The 15,475-nt window shown below is 66.7% G+C and carries 28 protein-coding genes; all 28 read right to left on the bottom strand.

The window, feature by feature from the left end; all coding sequences use genetic code 11:
* Window positions 1-43 precede the first annotated feature (43 nt).
* A complete protein-coding gene (gene rplQ, locus LY40_RS21845) occupies window positions 44-610 on the bottom strand; it encodes a 50S ribosomal protein L17 (RefSeq protein ID WP_258937989.1) in 567 nt (188 codons plus the stop codon).
* Between the two features lie 68 nt (window positions 611-678).
* Entirely contained in the window at window positions 679-1,758 is a 1,080-nt protein-coding gene (locus LY40_RS21840; protein ID WP_183779618.1) for a DNA-directed RNA polymerase subunit alpha, read from the bottom strand.
* Window positions 1,759-1,849: 91 nt separating this feature from the next.
* A complete protein-coding gene (gene rpsD / locus LY40_RS21835) occupies window positions 1,850-2,455 on the bottom strand; it encodes a 30S ribosomal protein S4 (RefSeq protein ID WP_183646118.1) in 606 nt (201 codons plus the stop codon).
* Window positions 2,456-2,478: 23 nt separating this feature from the next.
* Window positions 2,479-2,877, bottom strand: coding sequence for a 30S ribosomal protein S11 (gene rpsK / locus LY40_RS21830; protein ID WP_030532865.1), 399 nt, complete (start codon window positions 2,875-2,877; stop codon window positions 2,479-2,481).
* Between the two features lie 15 nt (window positions 2,878-2,892).
* On the bottom strand, window positions 2,893-3,084 hold the full coding sequence (locus tag LY40_RS21825; RefSeq protein WP_183651247.1) for a hypothetical protein: 192 nt from the start codon (window positions 3,082-3,084) through the stop codon (window positions 2,893-2,895).
* Window positions 3,084-3,461, bottom strand: a complete 378-nt coding sequence (gene rpsM, locus LY40_RS21820; protein ID WP_183779619.1) for a 30S ribosomal protein S13 — start codon at window positions 3,459-3,461, stop codon at window positions 3,084-3,086. Before rpsM ends, LY40_RS21825 begins: the two co-directional genes overlap by 1 nt.
* A 246-nt stretch (window positions 3,462-3,707) precedes the next feature.
* Complete coding sequence (rpmJ, locus tag LY40_RS21815; protein ID WP_005453284.1) at window positions 3,708-3,821, bottom strand: 50S ribosomal protein L36; 114 nt, start codon at window positions 3,819-3,821, stop codon at window positions 3,708-3,710.
* A 79-nt stretch (window positions 3,822-3,900) separates the two neighbouring features.
* Window positions 3,901-4,122: a translation initiation factor IF-1 gene (infA, locus tag LY40_RS21810; protein WP_030532868.1), complete on the bottom strand. Its 222-nt coding sequence runs from the start codon at window positions 4,120-4,122 to the stop codon at window positions 3,901-3,903.
* A 435-nt stretch (window positions 4,123-4,557) separates the two neighbouring features.
* Window positions 4,558-5,358, bottom strand: coding sequence for a type I methionyl aminopeptidase (map, locus tag LY40_RS21805; RefSeq protein WP_228726200.1), 801 nt, complete (start codon window positions 5,356-5,358; stop codon window positions 4,558-4,560).
* Between the two features lie 29 nt (window positions 5,359-5,387).
* Complete coding sequence (locus LY40_RS21800) at window positions 5,388-5,942, bottom strand: adenylate kinase (protein WP_183779621.1); 555 nt, start codon at window positions 5,940-5,942, stop codon at window positions 5,388-5,390.
* Window positions 5,939-7,246 (bottom strand): preprotein translocase subunit SecY, encoded by a 1,308-nt coding sequence (gene secY, locus LY40_RS21795; RefSeq protein ID WP_183779623.1) that lies wholly within the window; start codon window positions 7,244-7,246, stop codon window positions 5,939-5,941. The genes LY40_RS21800 and secY overlap by 4 nt, the downstream gene beginning before the upstream one ends.
* A 590-nt stretch (window positions 7,247-7,836) precedes the next feature.
* Complete coding sequence (rplO, locus tag LY40_RS21790) at window positions 7,837-8,280, bottom strand: 50S ribosomal protein L15 (RefSeq protein ID WP_183779625.1); 444 nt, start codon at window positions 8,278-8,280, stop codon at window positions 7,837-7,839.
* Window positions 8,277-8,462 carry a 50S ribosomal protein L30 gene (gene rpmD / locus LY40_RS21785; RefSeq protein WP_183779627.1) on the bottom strand — a complete coding sequence of 62 codons (186 nt, stop codon included), beginning with the start codon at window positions 8,460-8,462 and terminating at the stop codon, window positions 8,277-8,279. Before rpmD ends, rplO begins: the two co-directional genes overlap by 4 nt.
* A gap of 1 nt (window position 8,463) precedes the next feature.
* Complete coding sequence (gene rpsE / locus LY40_RS21780) at window positions 8,464-9,105, bottom strand: 30S ribosomal protein S5 (protein ID WP_183779629.1); 642 nt, start codon at window positions 9,103-9,105, stop codon at window positions 8,464-8,466.
* Between the two features lie 34 nt (window positions 9,106-9,139).
* Window positions 9,140-9,538 carry a 50S ribosomal protein L18 gene (gene rplR, locus LY40_RS21775; RefSeq protein WP_183779632.1) on the bottom strand — a complete coding sequence of 133 codons (399 nt, stop codon included), beginning with the start codon at window positions 9,536-9,538 and terminating at the stop codon, window positions 9,140-9,142.
* A gap of 2 nt (window positions 9,539-9,540) precedes the next feature.
* Window positions 9,541-10,080, bottom strand: a complete 540-nt coding sequence (gene rplF / locus LY40_RS21770; RefSeq protein WP_183779634.1) for a 50S ribosomal protein L6 — start codon at window positions 10,078-10,080, stop codon at window positions 9,541-9,543.
* A 16-nt stretch (window positions 10,081-10,096) separates the two neighbouring features.
* Window positions 10,097-10,495, bottom strand: a complete 399-nt coding sequence (gene rpsH / locus LY40_RS21765; RefSeq protein WP_183779636.1) for a 30S ribosomal protein S8 — start codon at window positions 10,493-10,495, stop codon at window positions 10,097-10,099.
* A 79-nt stretch (window positions 10,496-10,574) separates the two neighbouring features.
* Window positions 10,575-10,760, bottom strand: a complete 186-nt coding sequence (locus LY40_RS21760; protein ID WP_183646137.1) for a type Z 30S ribosomal protein S14 — start codon at window positions 10,758-10,760, stop codon at window positions 10,575-10,577.
* Between the two features lie 3 nt (window positions 10,761-10,763).
* Window positions 10,764-11,333, bottom strand: a complete 570-nt coding sequence (gene rplE, locus LY40_RS21755) for a 50S ribosomal protein L5 (protein ID WP_183779638.1) — start codon at window positions 11,331-11,333, stop codon at window positions 10,764-10,766.
* Window positions 11,333-11,647, bottom strand: coding sequence for a 50S ribosomal protein L24 (gene rplX, locus LY40_RS21750; protein WP_183646142.1), 315 nt, complete (start codon window positions 11,645-11,647; stop codon window positions 11,333-11,335). The genes rplE and rplX overlap by 1 nt, the downstream gene beginning before the upstream one ends.
* Entirely contained in the window at window positions 11,648-12,016 is a 369-nt protein-coding gene (gene rplN / locus LY40_RS21745) for a 50S ribosomal protein L14 (RefSeq protein ID WP_183779640.1), read from the bottom strand.
* Between the two features lie 81 nt (window positions 12,017-12,097).
* Window positions 12,098-12,379 (bottom strand): 30S ribosomal protein S17, encoded by a 282-nt coding sequence (rpsQ, locus tag LY40_RS21740; RefSeq protein ID WP_030532882.1) that lies wholly within the window; start codon window positions 12,377-12,379, stop codon window positions 12,098-12,100.
* The gene (gene rpmC / locus LY40_RS21735; RefSeq protein ID WP_030532883.1) at window positions 12,376-12,627 is read right to left on the bottom strand and encodes a 50S ribosomal protein L29; all 252 of its coding nucleotides are present in this window, start codon (window positions 12,625-12,627) and stop codon (window positions 12,376-12,378) included. The genes rpsQ and rpmC overlap by 4 nt, the downstream gene beginning before the upstream one ends.
* Complete coding sequence (rplP, locus tag LY40_RS21730) at window positions 12,627-13,046, bottom strand: 50S ribosomal protein L16 (protein WP_183779642.1); 420 nt, start codon at window positions 13,044-13,046, stop codon at window positions 12,627-12,629. The genes rpmC and rplP overlap by 1 nt, the downstream gene beginning before the upstream one ends.
* 3 nt (window positions 13,047-13,049) lie before the next feature.
* Window positions 13,050-13,886 carry a 30S ribosomal protein S3 gene (gene rpsC / locus LY40_RS21725; protein WP_183779644.1) on the bottom strand — a complete coding sequence of 279 codons (837 nt, stop codon included), beginning with the start codon at window positions 13,884-13,886 and terminating at the stop codon, window positions 13,050-13,052.
* Window positions 13,886-14,296 carry a 50S ribosomal protein L22 gene (gene rplV, locus LY40_RS21720; protein ID WP_183646167.1) on the bottom strand — a complete coding sequence of 137 codons (411 nt, stop codon included), beginning with the start codon at window positions 14,294-14,296 and terminating at the stop codon, window positions 13,886-13,888. The genes rpsC and rplV overlap by 1 nt, the downstream gene beginning before the upstream one ends.
* 30 nt (window positions 14,297-14,326) lie before the next feature.
* Complete coding sequence (gene rpsS, locus LY40_RS21715; RefSeq protein ID WP_075849106.1) at window positions 14,327-14,608, bottom strand: 30S ribosomal protein S19; 282 nt, start codon at window positions 14,606-14,608, stop codon at window positions 14,327-14,329.
* 18 nt (window positions 14,609-14,626) lie between these two features.
* Window positions 14,627-15,463, bottom strand: coding sequence for a 50S ribosomal protein L2 (gene rplB / locus LY40_RS21710; RefSeq protein WP_183779646.1), 837 nt, complete (start codon window positions 15,461-15,463; stop codon window positions 14,627-14,629).
* Between the last annotated feature and the right edge of the window lie 12 nt (window positions 15,464-15,475).

Raw genomic sequence — 15,475 nt, 5'->3', positions numbered from 1 at the left:
TCCCCAGTGGGAACGGCGGGCTCGTTCGATGCGTGACTGCCTGTCAGGCTTCGTCCTTCTTCTCGGCCTCGGCCTTGTCGTCGGACTCGGCGGCCGGGCTGTCGGCCGAATCTGCCGAGTCAGCCGAATCGGCGGAGTCGGCGCTGTCGGCGGAGTCCGCGGACTCGGCGCTCTCAGCGGACTCGGCCTCTGCCGCCTTCTCGTCGGCCGCGAACTTCGTGCCGCGAGCCTTCTCGGCCTCCGAGGTCACGGTCTTCTCCGCCACCAGTTCGATGACCGCCATCGGGGCGTTGTCGCCCTTGCGCGGCAGCGTCTTGGTGATGCGGACGTAACCGCCGTTGCGCTCGGAGAAGTGCGGGCCGATCTCGTCGATCAGCTTGTGCACGACGTCCTTGTTGCGGATGGTCCGCATGATCTGACGCCGGTTGTGCACGTCGCCGCGCTTGGCCTTCGTGATCAGCTTCTCCGCGAGCGGCCGGACACGCCTGGCCTTGGCCTCGGTGGTCGTGATCTTGCCGTGCTCGAACAGCGACGTGGCCAGGTTCGCCAACATCAGCCGCTCATGCGACGGCGATCCACCGAGACGGCGTCCCTTGGTGGGGGTGGGCATCGGTTCTCCTCGTTAGCTCTCAGCCGTGGGACCCGGTGGCCGGCGCGCGCCGGCCACCGTCGTGGGTCCTACAACTGCTCCGTCTCTGCGTAGTCCTGGCCATCGTCGTGGCCATCGTCGGACAGACCACCGGGGACGCCGACGGACATGTCGTCGCCCCAGCCCTCGCCGTCGTCGTAATTGGCGGCCGCGGTCGTCGGGTCGAACCCGGGCGGGCTGTCCTTGAGCGCGAGGCCGAGACCGACGAGCTTCATCTTCACCTCGTCGATCGACTTCGCACCGAAGTTGCGGATATCGAGCAGGTCGGCCTCGCTGCGCGAGACCAGCTCGCCGACCGTGTGAATTCCCTCGCGCTTGAGGCAGTTGTAGGACCGCACCGTCAGGTCCAGGTCCTCGATCGGCATCGCGTAGGCGGCGATGGTGTCCGCCTCCTGCGGCGACGGGCCGATCTCGATGCCCTCCGCGTCGACGTTCAGCTCCCGAGCGAGGCCGAACAGCTCGACGAGCGTCTTGCCCGCCGACGCGACGGCGTCCCGCGGCGTGATCGACGGTTTCGTCTCCACGTCCAGGATCAGCTTGTCGAAGTCGGTCCGCTGCTCGACACGCGTGGCCTCGACCTTGTACGTCACCTTCAGCACCGGCGAGTAGATCGAGTCGACCGGGATCCGGCCGATCTCGGCACCAGCCTGCTTGTTCTGCAGCGCGGGCACGTAGCCACGGCCACGCTCGACGACGAGCTCGACCTCGAGCTTGCCCTTGTCGTTCAGCCAGCCGATGTGCAGATCCGGGTTGTGCACGGTCACCCCGGCCGGCGGCACGATGTCCGCCGCGGTGACCTCACCCGGGCCCTGCTTGCGCAGGTACATGGTGACGGGCTCGTCCTCCTCGGAGGACACCACGAGCTCCTTGAGGTTCAGGATGATCTCGGTGACATCCTCCTTCACCCCCGGAACGGTGGTGAACTCGTGCAGGACGCCGTCGATGCGGATGCTCGTGATAGCAGCACCCGGGATCGACGACAGCAACGTACGCCGGAGCGAGTTGCCGAGCGTGTAGCCGAAGCCCGGCTCGAGCGGCTCGATGGTGAACCGGGACCGGGTCTCGTTGACCGTCTCTTCGCTCAGAGCCGGCCGCTGGGAAATCAGCACTGTTCCTTGTCCTTTCCTGCCGGCGCCCGCCATATGACGCCGAAAGGGATGGCGGAGCGGCGGCGCGGATCTGCCGCGCCGCCGCCGGCGATCACTTCGAGTAGTACTCGACGATCAGCTGTTCCTGCACGGGGATCTCGATCTGCGCCCGCTCCGGGAGCTGGTGCACGAGAATCCGCAGCGTCGACGGCACGACCTGCAGCCAGGCCGGGATCGGACGCTCGCCCAGGGCCTCCTTGGCGGCCACGAACGGCAGCATCTTCGCGGACTTCGGCCGCACGTCGATGATGTCGAACTTGGAAACCCGGTAGCTGGGCACGTTCACGTTCTTGCCGTTGACCGTGAAGTGGCCGTGGCCCACGAGCTGACGGGCCTGGCGGCGCGTACGGGCGATGCCCGCGCGGTACACGACGTTGTCCAGCCGCGACTCGCAGATCTGCAGCAGGTTCTCGCCGGTCTTACCGGAACGCCGTGCGGCTTCCTCGTAGTAGCGGCGGAACTGGCGCTCGAGCACGCCGTAGGTGTGGCGGGCCTTCTGCTTCTCCTGCAGCTGAAGCAGGTACTCGCTCTCCTTGACCCGGCCGCGGCCGTGCTGGCCCGGCGGGTAGGGACGACGTTCGAAGGCCTGGTCGCCGCCGATGAGGTCGGTCTTGAGACGACGCGACAGACGCGTCGCGGGGCCGGTGTAACGAGCCATTTGTGTCTACTCCTCCCCGTTCCTCAGACCCGACGACGCTTCGGCGGGCGGCAGCCGTTGTGCGGCTGCGGGGTCACGTCCTGGATGGTGCCGACCTCGAGGCCGGCGGCCTGCAGCGAACGGATCGCGGTCTCGCGGCCCGAGCCCGGGCCCTTCACGAACACGTCGACCTTCTTCATGCCGTGTTCGGCGGCCTTGCGGGCCGCGTTCTCGGCGGCCATCTGGGCGGCGAACGGCGTGGACTTACGCGAGCCCTTGAAGCCGACGTGACCGGACGAAGCCCACGAGATCACAGCACCGTTCGGGTCGGTGATCGAAATGATCGTGTTGTTGAACGTGCTCTTGATGTGAGCATGCCCGTGGGCAACATTTTTCTTCTCTTTGCGGCGCACCTTCTTGGCGCCGCCACTGCGGGGTGGCATTGGGTGATCTCCTCGTTAGCGCGAGTGCTTCTCGTCGGCGGCCGCGGCGGCTTCCTGCTGCCCGCGCCGGATGATCGTTCCGGCGTCGGAGTACAGCTCGCGCAGCGCCATCGGACGGGCGTACAGCGACTTCGGCGACGTCGCGTGGTTGCGACGCGAGCCGACGCCCGCGCGCATCGCGCGCCGCTTGGTCCGTACGACGGTCATCAGCGGCCCGCCTTCTTCTTGCCTGCGACCGTCTTCTTCGGGCCCTTGCGCGTACGCGCGTTGGTCTTGGTGCGCTGTCCGCGGACCGGCAGGCCACGGCGCCAGCGGAGACCCTCGTAGCACCCGATCTCGATCTTCCGACGGATGTCGGCGTTCACCTCGCGGCGGAGGTCACCCTCGACCCTGAAGTTCTCTTCGATGTGGTCACGCAGCTTCACCAGGTCGTCGTCGCCGAGGTCCTTGACCCGGGTGTCCGGGTTCAGATCCGTCGCGACGGCGATCTGCTTGGCGCTGGTACGGCCGATGCCGTAGATATAGGTCAGCGCGATCTCCAGCCGCTTCTCGCGGGGGAGATCGACGCCAGCGAGTCGTGCCATTGGCGCTTGTGCTCCTTCTGATTCGTCTTCAGGTCTTCTCCCCGACCACTTCCGGGACGACTCGCGTCTCCACCCGCTCTCGCGGGCGGTGTCCCGGCCCCGGCCTGAAGTCCGGGGGTCGGCCCTGTCCGGCTCGTCGCCGGACAGGGCAGGTTCGGGGAGGCTGTGGCCGTCACAGTGTTCCTGTGACGTGCCAGTGCTCTGATGTCACAGTGTCAGGTCACTGTCGACAAGTGGACGAGCTGCTCAGCCCTGCCGCTGCTTGTGCCGCAGGTTGTCGCAGATCACCATGATCCGGCCGTGCCGCCGGACCACCTGGCACTTGTCGCAGATTCGCTTGACGCTCGGCTTGACCTTCACGTCTCCTGCTTTCGTCGTGTCGAATAACCGCGCGCCCTACCGGGGAGGGCACCTCAGGCATCCGCCACGCCCTCCGTGATCACTTGTAGCGGTAGACGATGCGACCACGAGACAGGTCGTAGGGCGACAGCTCCACGACCACCTTGTCTTCAGGCAGGATGCGGATGTAGTGCTGCCGCATCTTGCCGCTGATATGGGCCAGGACCTTGTGGCCGTTCTCCAACTCGACACGGAACATCGCGTTGGGGAGCGGCTCGATCACGCGGCCTTCTACCTCAATGGCCCCGTCTTTCTTCGCCATGTACTCCGCAATTCGTGATTGGTTGAGCGATGGTGCTTACCTGGACTGACGCACGCTCCACGCTGCGTCCGAACACGTCGAGTGGCCGGGAGGATTCCGGAACCGGAAATCCGCACCTGCCCCTGTCGGGCGTCGGAGAACAGCATGGAAGGCACGCCAGCTGTACAGTCTACGCACCTCGTGTCACGACTCCCAAACCGGGGCCGGTTGTGATAGGTGCGTGCGGCAAGTGTGCGCCGCGTGAGTGAACCCCCACCCGGCCGGGGGAGGCTGCACGCCCGGCCGGTTTGCGCATCGTCCGGATCGTGCTTCGTCCGGATTATTCGTGCTCCGGGGCGTTCGTGCTCCGGGGCATCCGGGACGTCGCCACCGAACCGCGACGAGCACCGAGCCGGGAAGACCACCGGCCAGGTACGGCCACGAAGTGCAGCTCGGCTATTCGGCCGAAGCGGACTCCGGAGCCGTGAGCACCCACGGGCCGTCCTCGGTGACCGCCACGGTGTGTTCCCAGTGAGCCGCGCGGGAACCGTCGTCGGTGATGACGGTCCAGCCGTCGTCGAGCTCCACCGTGCCACCGGAGCCACCGGTCAACATCGGCTCGATCGCCAGGGTGACCCCCGGGCGGAGCTCGGGCCCGCGGCCCGGTTTGCCGACGTTCGGCAAGAACGGCTCCATGTGCATCTCGCGGCCGATGCCGTGCCCGCCGTACTCCTCGATCATGCCGTACTCGATCCCGTCGTCGAGGATCTTGCCCAGCGCCTCCATCTCGATGGCGTGCGAGATGTCGGTGAGTCGCGACCCCGGCAGGGCCGCGTCGATCCCGGCCTGCATCGCGGCCTTCGTCGCCGCCGACAGCTTCCCGTCGGGCTCGCTCACCTCGCCGACGGAGATCGTCACGGCCGAATCGCCGTGCCAGCCCTCGAGGATGGCGCCGCAGTCCACCGACAGCAGATCACCATCCGCGAGGACCAGCTCCGACGACGGGATGCCGTGCACGATCTGGTCGTTCACCGACGCACAGATCGACCCCGGGAAACCGTGGTAACCCTTGAACGAGGGAACGGCGTCGGCATCCCGGATCAGCTGCTCGGCCAGAGCGTCGAGCTCGAGCGTGCTCACCCCCGGCTTGGCCGCGTCGGTGACGGCCGCCAGAGTGCGCGAGACGATGAGGCCGGCCGCGCGCATGGCCTCCAGCTCACCACGCGACTTCGTCTCGATCGAACCGCCGCGGCGCATCCACCGCGGCATCCGCAGGCCGAGCAGGTTCACGAGCTCTTGCCGAGCGCGTCCAGCACGCGCTGCGAAACCTCGTCGACATCACCGATGCCGTTCACGGTCACCAGGATGTCGGCGTAGTACTCGAGCAGCGGCGCCGTCTCCTCGCGGTAGATCTCCTGGCGCCGGCGGATGATCTCCTCGGTGTCGTCGCTGCGGCCACGGGCCAGCAGGCGCTCGACCAGTTCGTCCTCGCTGACCTTCAGCTCGATCACGTTGTCCAGCGCCGTGTTCTGCGCCCCGAGCATCTCGCCCAGCACGTCGGCCTGCTTGGTGTTGCGCGGGAAACCGTCGAGCAGGAAACCGGCCTTGGCGTCCGGCTCCTCCAGCCGTTCGCGCACCATCTCGTTGGTCACCGAGTCGGGGACGAGCTCGCCGGCGTCCATGTACCGCTTCGCCTCGAGACCCAGCGGCGTCTCGTTGCCGACGTTGGCGCGGAACAGATCACCTGTCGAGATGTGCGGAACGCCCAGTCGCTCGGAGAGAGAGACCGCTTGCGTCCCCTTGCCCGCTCCGGGAGGACCCACAAGGAGCACACGCGTCATCGGAGGAACCCTTCGTAGTTGCGCTGCATGAGCTGGCTTTCGATCTGCTTCACCGTGTCCAGTCCGACACCGACCATGATCAGAACCGCGGTACCGCCGAGCGGGAAGTTCTGGTTCTGGCCTTCGCCGGTGAGGGACAGGAAGAAGTTCGGCAGGATTGCCACGATGCCAAGGTAGATCGATCCGGGCAACGTGATCCTGCTCAGCACGAAGCGCAAGTACTCGGCGGTCGGCCTACCCGGACGGATACCCGGGATGAAGCCGCCGAACTTCTTCATCTCCTCGGCGCGATCGTCAACGTTGAAGGTGATCGTGATGTAGAAGTACGTGAAGAAGATGATCAGAGCGAAGTACAGCACCATGTGCAGCCAGCTGCTCTGATCACTCAGGTACGTCTGGATGAACTGCGTGAAGCCGCCCGGGTTCTGCGGGTCGCCGGTGAGGTTCACCAGCAGGTCCGGCAGGTACAGCAGCGACGAGCCGAAGATCACCGGAATGACACCGGCCTGGTTGACCTTGATCGGCAGATAGGTCGACGTGCCCCCGTACATCCGCCTGCCGACCATGCGCTTGGCGTACTGCACCGGGATCCGGCGCTGTCCCTGCTCGACGAAGACGACGCTCGCGATGATCACCAGCGCCAGCAGGCAGACGAACGCGAACACCGCAGGCGAGTTCTGGTTCAGGATGTTGGCGCCCTCGGCCGGGATCTGCGCCGCGATGTTCAGGAAGATCAGCAGCGACATACCGTTGCCGACACCGCGTTCGGTGATCAGCTCACCGAGCCACATCATCATGGCCGTACCGGCGGTCATCGTCAGGACCGTGATGGCCAACGTAGCGACGCCGCCGTCGGGGAAGATCGACTCGGTGCAGTTCGGGAACATCCCGCCGCGCTCTGCCAGCGCGATGACGCCGGTGGCCTGGAGGATGGCCAGCGCGATCGTCAGGTAGCGCGTGTACTGCGTCAGCTTGCCCTGACCGGACTGGCCCTCCTTCTTCAGCTCCTCGAAGTGCGGAATGACCACCGTGAGTAGCTGCACGATGATGCTCGCCGTGATGTACGGCATGATGCCCGTCGCGAAGACGGAGAGCTGAAGGAGCGCACCGCCGCTGAACAGGTTCAGCAGCGTGAAGAAACTCTGACCCTCGACCTGCGCCTGACAAGCCTGAACGCTGTTGTACGAGACGCCAGGTGCTGGAATGACCGCACCGAGCCGGTACACGGCCACGATCATCAACGTGAACAGGATCTTCTTGCGCAGGTCCGGCGTGGCGAGAGCCGAGCGGAAGGCGCTGAGCACGCGGGGGACCTCCTCAGGCGTCGCCGGCGGTTCCGGCGAACGGCTTGGCCGACGGTCTCGGACGCCGGCGGGACGACTCACTTCGCTGGCGGACTGGCCAGACGGACGCTTGAAGACAGGGGACGTCCCCAGGCGCCTCGACGACTCTAACAGCCGCTCAGGCTGGCGATTCACCGAGTTGCCGAACTGACCGCAGGCTACCTACGGAAGTTGCGCAGCGGTCCCGCCCGGCGCCGTCGACGCGACGAACGCCACACCGCGCCGCCCGCCGGGCCTCTCGCCGCCTGCCGTCTCCCGACCTACACCGCGGCCGCACGCGCCCTGCCGCGCCCCACTCACTGGGTCCCTCTCACTGAGTGCCGGTCACTCAGCCCCGCGTGTTCGGTCCGCACGCGCCAGGATTCCCGCACGCACGCGGACACCTCGTCACCGCGCGCACGTATACGCACGACGCCGACCGCACTCACACCCGCGGGCCGTCGCCGCCCCGCCACGCCGAGCGTCGGCATGGCACATGCACAACCGGCGCACACACAACAGCGGCCCGCCCGGCTGTTGCCGGACGGGCCGCTGCCGCGAACCTTCGAGCGTCAGAGCGTGGTGGCCGAGCCACCCGCGGCCTCGAGCTTCTCCTTCGCGCTCTTGGAGAACGCGTCGGCCGAAACCTCGAGCTTGACGCCGTCGACGTCACCGTTGCCGAGGACCTTGACCAGGTGGCCCTTGCGGACGAGGCCGCTGCCGACGAGCTCGTCCTTGCCCACCTTGCCGCCGTCGGCGAACACGCGGGCGATGTCGCCCACGTTCACCGGCTGGTACTCGGTACGGAAGCGGTTCTTGAAGCCACGCAGCTTCGGGAGCCGCATCTGGATGGGCATCTGCCCACCCTCGAAGCCGGCGGGCACGTTCTTCCGGGCCTTGGTGCCCTTCGTACCGCGACCGGCGGTCTTGCCCTTCGAACCCTCACCACGGCCGACACGCATCTTCTCGCGCTTGGCGCCGGGGGCGGGCTTCAGGTCATGGATCTTGATGGTCATGAGTTGACCTCCTCCACGCTCACCAGGTGCCGCACCGTGCGAACCAGGCCGCGAACGTCGGGAGTGTCCTCACGTACCACGGACTGGCGGATCTTCCGCAGTCCCAGGGTACGCAGGGTCTCCCGGTGGTTCTGCCGCGTGCCGATCGTACTCTTGATCTGGGTGACCTTCAGCTGCGCCATCTCAGACCTCCTGACCCGCACGCTGGCGCAGCATCCGCGCCGGCGCGACGTCCTCGAGCGGCAGACCGCGACGGGCCGCCACCTCTTCCGGACGGGACAGACCCTTCAGCGCGGCCACGGTCGCGTGCACGATGTTGATCGCGTTGTCGGAGCCCAGCGACTTCGACAGCACGTCGTGCACACCCGCGCACTCCAGCACGGCACGCACCGGGCCACCGGCGATGACACCGGTACCGGCGGAGGCCGGACGGAGCAGCACCACGCCGGCGGCGTCCTCACCCTGAACCGGGTGCGGGATGGTGCCGCCGATGCGGGGCACGCGGAAGAAGTTCTTCTTGGCCTCCTCGACACCCTTGGCGATCGCCGAGGGCACCTCCTTGGCCTTGCCGTAGCCGACGCCGACCTGACCGTCGCCGTCACCGACCACGACCAGAGCGGTGAAGCTGAAGCGACGACCGCCCTTGACGACCTTGGCCACGCGGTTGATCGCTACGACGCGCTCGAGGTGCGGGTTCTTGTCCTGGGCCGCCCCGCCACGGCCACCGTCACGACGGTCCCTGCGGTCCCGGCCGCCACCGCGCTCGCGGTTCTGCTGCTCGCCGGGCCCGCCCTGGCCGCCGGATTGCCGCGTACGTCCCGGCATCAGGCGTTCCTTCCGTTCTCGAACTTGTTCACCATCAGAATTCCAACCCCGCTTCGCGAGCGGCGTCGGCCAGCGCCGCGATCCGGCCGTGGTAGGCGTTGCCGCCCCGGTCGAACACCGCGGACTCGACACCCGCGTTCTTGGCGCGGGAGGCCACCAGCTCGCCGACCTTGGCGGCCTTGGCCTTCTTGTCGCCCTCGACGGCGGCCACGTCGGCCTCGAGCGTCGACGCCGAGGCCATGGTGTGGCCCGTCACGTCGTCGATCAGCTGCACGTAGATGTGCCGGGAGGAACGCTTCACCGACAGCCGCGGACGCTCCGCGGTGCCGAAGATCTTCTTGCGCAGCCGGTTGTGCCGGCGAGCCTTGCTCACGCGGCGACGGGTCGAGACGTCCTTGCCGATCGGCCTGCGCTTCGTAACCGTTTCGCTCATGATCACTTACCCGTCTTTCCGACCTTGCGACGGATGCGCTCACCCTCGTAGCGCAGGCCCTTGCCCTTGTACGGGTCCGGACGCCGCAGCTTGCGGATGACCGCAGCGGTCTGGCCGACCTTCTGCTTGTCGATGCCGGCCACCGAGAACTTCGTCGGGCTCTCCACGCTGAACGTGATGCCCTCCGGAGCCTTGATCAGTACCGGGTGGCTATAGCCGAGGGCGAACTCGAGGTCCGAGCCCTTGGCCTGCACGCGGTAACCGACCCCGTGGATCTCCATCTTCCGCTCGTAGCCTTCGCTGACGCCGACGACCAGGTTGTTCACCAGCGTCCGCGTGAGGCCGTGCAGTGACCGGTTCTCACGCTCGTCGTCCGGGCGCTTCACCACGATCGCGCTGTCCTCGTCGCGCTCGACGACGATCGGCTCCGGCACGGTGTGCTCAAGGGTGCCCTTCGGGCCCTTCACCGACACGTGCTGGCCGTCGATGTTCACCTCGACCCCGGAGGGGACGGTGATCGGCAGCTTTCCAATGCGTGACATTGCCTTGTCCCCTCCCTTACCAGACGTAGGCGAGGACTTCGCCGCCCACGCCGTTGCGCATGGCCTGACGGTCGGTCTGGAGGCCGCCGGACGTCGAGATGATCGCGACGCCGAGGCCGCCGAGAACCTTCGGCAGGTTGTTGGATTTCGCGTACACACGCAGACCCGGCTTCGACACGCGGCGAAGGCCGGCGATGCTGCGTTCACGGTTCGGCCCGAACTTGAGGTTCACGACGAGGTTCTTGTGCTTCTCGCCGGGCTCGGTGCTGTAGTCCGCGATGTAGCCCTCACGCTTGAGGATCTCGGAGATGTTCTCCTTGATCTTCGAGTGCGGGAGCGTCACCTCGTCGTGGTGCGCCGAGTTCGCGTTCCGCAGACGTGTCAGGAAGTCTGCGATCGGGTCGGTCATCGTCATGGTGACCTGTCAACCTTTCTCGCCCTGGTTCCCCGGCGCGGCCGGGGCCTGTGGCGAAGTGGGAGTTATCGGGGCGCCTTCACCAGCTGGACTTGCTCACGCCGGGAAGCTGTCCCGCGTGCGCCATTTCCCGCAGGCAGATACGGCAGAGGCCGAACTTGCGGTAGACCGAGTGCGGCCGGCCGCAACGCTGGCAACGGGTGTAGGCCCGCACCTTGAACTTCGGCTTCCGAGCGGCCTTGGCGATGAGGGACTTCTTAGCCATGGCTCACGCCTCCTTAAAGGGGAAGCCGAGCTTGCGGAGCAGCGCACGGCCTTCGTCGTCGTTGTTGGCGGTGGTTACGACCGTGACGTCCATGCCGCGCGGGCGGTCGATGGAGTCGGGGTCGATCTCGTGGAACATCGACTGCTCCGACAGGCCGAACGTGTAGTTGCCGTGCCCGTCGAACTGCTTGCTCGACAGTCCGCGGAAGTCGCGGATACGCGGCAGCGCGATGTTGAGCAGCCGGTCCAGGAACTCCCACATGCGGTCGCCGCGCAGCGTCACGCGCGCACCGATCGGCATGCCCTCACGCAGCTTGAACTGCGCGATGGACTTGCGGGCCTTGCGCACCTCGGGCTTCTGCCCGGTGATGGCGGCCAGGTCACGCACGGCGCCTTCGATGAGCTTGCTGTCGCGGGCGGCGTCGCCGACGCCCATGTTCACGACGACCTTCGTGACACCGGGAATCTGGTGCACGTTCTTGAGGTCGAACTCCGCGCGCAGCTGGCCCGCGATCTCCTCGCGGTAGCGGACCTTGAGCCGCGGGGTCGGGTATGTCGTCTCTGCGGTCGTCATCAGATGTCCTTGCCCGTCTTACGCGAGATCCGAACCTTCTTGCCGTCCTCGTCGAAGCGGTAGCCGACCCGGGTCGGGTTGCCGTCGGAGTCCACGACCATCACGTTCGACACGTGGATCGGGGCCTCCTGGGTGACGATGCCGCCGGACTCGGCACCACGCTGGTTCTGGGAGATCCGCGTGTGCTTCTTGATCCGGTTCACGCCCTCGACGAGGACCTTGCTGCGCTCCGGGTCGGCCTTGATGACCTTGCCCTTCGCACCCTTGTCCTTGCCCGCGACGACGAGAACGGTGTCGCCCTTCTTGACCTTCATTCAGAGCACCTCCGGCGCCAGCGAGATGATCTTCATGAACTTGCGGTCGCGCAGCTCGCGACCGACCGGTCCGAAGATGCGCGTGCCTCGCGGCTCGTTGTCGTTCTTGATGAGCACCGCGGCGTTCTCGTCGAAGCGGATGTAGGAGCCGTCGGGGCGACGCCTCTCCTTCGCTGTACGGACGATGACCGCCTTGACGACGTCACCACGCTTCACATTGGCGCCCGGGATGGCGTCCTTGACGGTGGCGACGATGACGTCGCCGAGGCCCGCGTAGCGCCGCCCCGAGCCACCGAGCACGCGGATGGTCAGGATCTCCTTGGCACCCGTGTTGTCGGCGACTCGCAGTCGCGACTCCTGCTGGATCACGTCAACTCCTGTATGTCGCGCCGGTTCTCGGGGGTTGATACCGAGCCTGGCGGAACGAATGGGGCTGCTTCTGCCCCCTGATTACTTGGCCTTCTCGCGGATCTCGACCAGCCGGTACCGCTTCGTGGCGGACAGCGGGCGGGTCTCCATCACGATGACGCGGTCGCCCACGCCGGCCGTGTTCTGCTCGTCGTGCGCCTTGACCTTCTTGGTCGAGCGCATGACCTTGCCGTACAGCGGGTGCTTCTTGCGGTCCTCGAGCTCCACGACAATCGTCTTGTCCATCTTGTCGGACACGACCAGGCCCTCACGGACCTTCCGGTAGTTCCGACCGGAGTCAGCCTTCTGTACCGGCTCGCTCATGCGGCACCTTCACTCTCGTCAGTCTCGTCAGGCGCGATCGAGAGACCGAGCTCGCGCTCACGCATCACGGTGTAGATGCGCGCGATGTCCGCGCGGACCGTGCGAAGCCTGCGGTTGTTGTCGAGCTGGCCGGTCGCCATCTGGAACCGGAGGTTGAACAGTTCCTCCTTGGATTCCTTCAGACGCAGCACGAGCTCTTCCGCAGTAAGCTCACGCAGCTCCGACGCAGCAACTCCAGCTGCCGCCATCAGAACTCACCACCTTCACGGCTCACGATCCTGCACTTCATCGGCAACTTGTGGATCGCGCGGCGCATGGCCTCACGGGCCACGGCCTCGTTCGGAAAGCTCATCTCGAACATCACGCGGCCCGGCTTGACGTTGGCGACCCACCACTCGGGCGAACCCTTACCGGAACCCATGCGGGTCTCGGCCGGCTTCTTCGTGAGCGGACGGTCCGGGAAGATGTTGATCCAGATCTTCCCGCCACGCTTGATGTGGCGCGTCATGGCGATACGAGCGGACTCGATCTGCCGGTTCGTCACGTAGGCGTGCTCGAGCGCCTGGATGCCGTAGTCACCGAAGGTGACCTTCGTGCCGCCCTTGGCGGCACCCTTGCGCTTCGGCGCGTGCTGCTTACGGTGCTTGACCTTGCGTGGGATGAGCACGCCTCAGCCCTCCGTCTTCTCTGCAGCGTCCGGCGAAGCCACCTCGGGGGCGCTTGCGGACGCGACGTCTGTGTCGGCCTTGGCGGCACGGCCGGCCTCGGTCGACGTCGGCGTGGTACCGGAGGCACCACCACGACGCCGCTGCGGACGCTCGCGGCGCGGCTGGCGCTCGGCCGCCGCGGCGGCGTCACGCTCGGCCTTGGCCTTCAGTCCGCCGACGAGCTCGCCCTTGTAGATCCAGACCTTCACGCCGATGCGACCGAACGTCGTCTTGGCCTCGAAGAAGCCGTAGTCGATGTCGGCACGCAGCGTGTGCAGCGGGACCCGGCCGTCGCGGTAGTGCTCGGAGCGGGACATCTCGGCGCCGCCGAGACGACCGCTGCACTGCACGCGAATGCCCTTGACCTGCGGCGACCGCATGGACGTCTGGATCGCCTTGCGCATGGCACGCCGGAACGCGACACGGTTGGACAGCTGCTCCGCGATGCCCTGCGCAACCAGCTGGGCGTCGGCCTCGGAGTTCTTCACCTCGAGGATGTTGAGCTGCACCTGCTTGCCGGTCAGCTTCTCCAGCGAACCGCGGATGCGGTCGGCCTCGGCGCCGCGGCGGCCGATGACGATGCCCGGCCGCGCGGTGTGGATGTCGACGCGGACCCGGTCACGGGTGCGCTCGATCTCCACCTTGGAGATGCCCGCCCGCTCCATGCCCGTGGACAGGAGCTTGCGGATCTTGACGTCCTCGGCCACGTAGTCCGAGTACTGCTTGTCGGCGTACCAGCGAGACTTCCAGTCCGTGGTGATCCCGAGCCGGAAGCCGTGCGGGTTGATCTTCTGGCCCACTACCGGCCACCTGCCTTCTTGCTCTTCTTCGCCTCAGGACGGGACTCGACCTCGACGGTGATGTGGCTCGTCCGCTTGCGGATCCGGAACGCCCGCCCCTGGGCGCGCGGCTGGATACGCTTGAGCGTCGGACCGTCATCCGCGTAGGCGTTCTTCACCCACAGCGTGTCGGGGTCCAGGTCGAGGTTGTTCTCGGCGTTGGCCATCGCGCTCGCGAGGACCTTGGACAGCTGGTACGCCGCGGCCTGCGGCGAGTACTTCAGCGTCGTCAGAGCGTCGTTCGCGTTCTGACCCTTGATCAGCTCGATCACCCGGCGCACCTTGGTCGGCGAGTCCCGGACGAAGCGAGCCCGCGCGAAAGCCGTCGGCAGGGTCTCCTGCTCGGCTACCGCGTCGTTACGCGCGTTCATCGTTACTTCCTTCTCTTAAGGTGCGCTGCTTCAGCGGCGACGAGATTTGCGGTCGTCCTTGACGTGACCCTTGAAGGTCCGCGTCGGGGCGAACTCGCCCAGCTTGTGGCCGACCATGGCCTCGGTGACGAAAACCGGAACGTGCTTGCGGCCGTCGTGCACCGCGAGCGTGTGGCCCAGCATGTCCGGAATGATCGTGGACCGGCGGGACCAGGTCTTGATCACGGTCTTCTTGCCCGACTCGTTGAGCGCGTCCACCTTCTTGAGCAGGTGGTCGTCCACGAAGGGGCCCTTTTTCAGGCTACGCGGCATGTTCTTCTACCTCCCTGCTCAGCGCTTCTTCTTGCCGGTCTTCCGGCGGCGGACGATCATCTTGTCGCTTTCCTTGCGACGGCGGGTGCGGCCTTCCGGCCTGCCGTTCGGGTTCACCGGGTGGCGACCACCGGAGCTCTTACCCTCACCACCACCGTGCGGGTGGTCGATCGGGTTCATGACGACACCACGCACCGTCGGGCGCTTGCCACGCCAGCGGTTGCGGCCCGCCTTGCCCCAGCTGATGTTGGAGTGCTCGGAGTTGCCGACCTCGCCGACCGTGGCGCGGTTACGCACGTCCACGTTGCGGATCTCGCCCGAAGGCATCCGCAGCTGGGCGTACGGGCCGTCCTTGGCGACGAGCTGCACGCGGGCGCCTGCCGAACGCGCGATCTTCGCGCCGCCACCGGGGCGGAGCTCGATCGCGTGCACCACGGTGCCGACCGGGATGTTCCGGAGCGGCAGGTTGTTGCCCGGCTTGATGTCGGCCGACGGGCCGTTCTCCACCGTGTGGCCCTGCTTCAGCTTGTCCGGCGCGATGATGTAGCGCTTCTCGCCGTCCGCGTAGTGCAGGAGCGCGATACGAGCCGTCCGGTTGGGGTCGTACTCGATGTGCGCGACCTTGGCGGGGATGCCGTCCTTGTCGTTGCGACGGAAGTCGATGATCCGGTAGGCGCGCTTGTGGCCACCGCCCTTGTGACGGGTGGTGATCTTGCCGCCGGAGTTACGACCACCGGTCTTCGTCACCGGCTTGACCAGCGACTTCTCCGGCGTCGACCGAGTGATCTCGGAGAAGTCGGCCACGCTCGAGCCGCGACGGCCCGGAGTGGTCGGCTTGTGCTTACGGATACCCATGTCTACTCAGTC

Origin of the sequence: Prauserella salsuginis (assembly GCF_024648885.1) — a bacterium.
Lineage (GTDB): Bacteria > Actinomycetota > Actinomycetes > Mycobacteriales > Pseudonocardiaceae > Prauserella > Prauserella salsuginis.
This window is presented reverse-complemented; position numbering and strand designations above follow the sequence as displayed.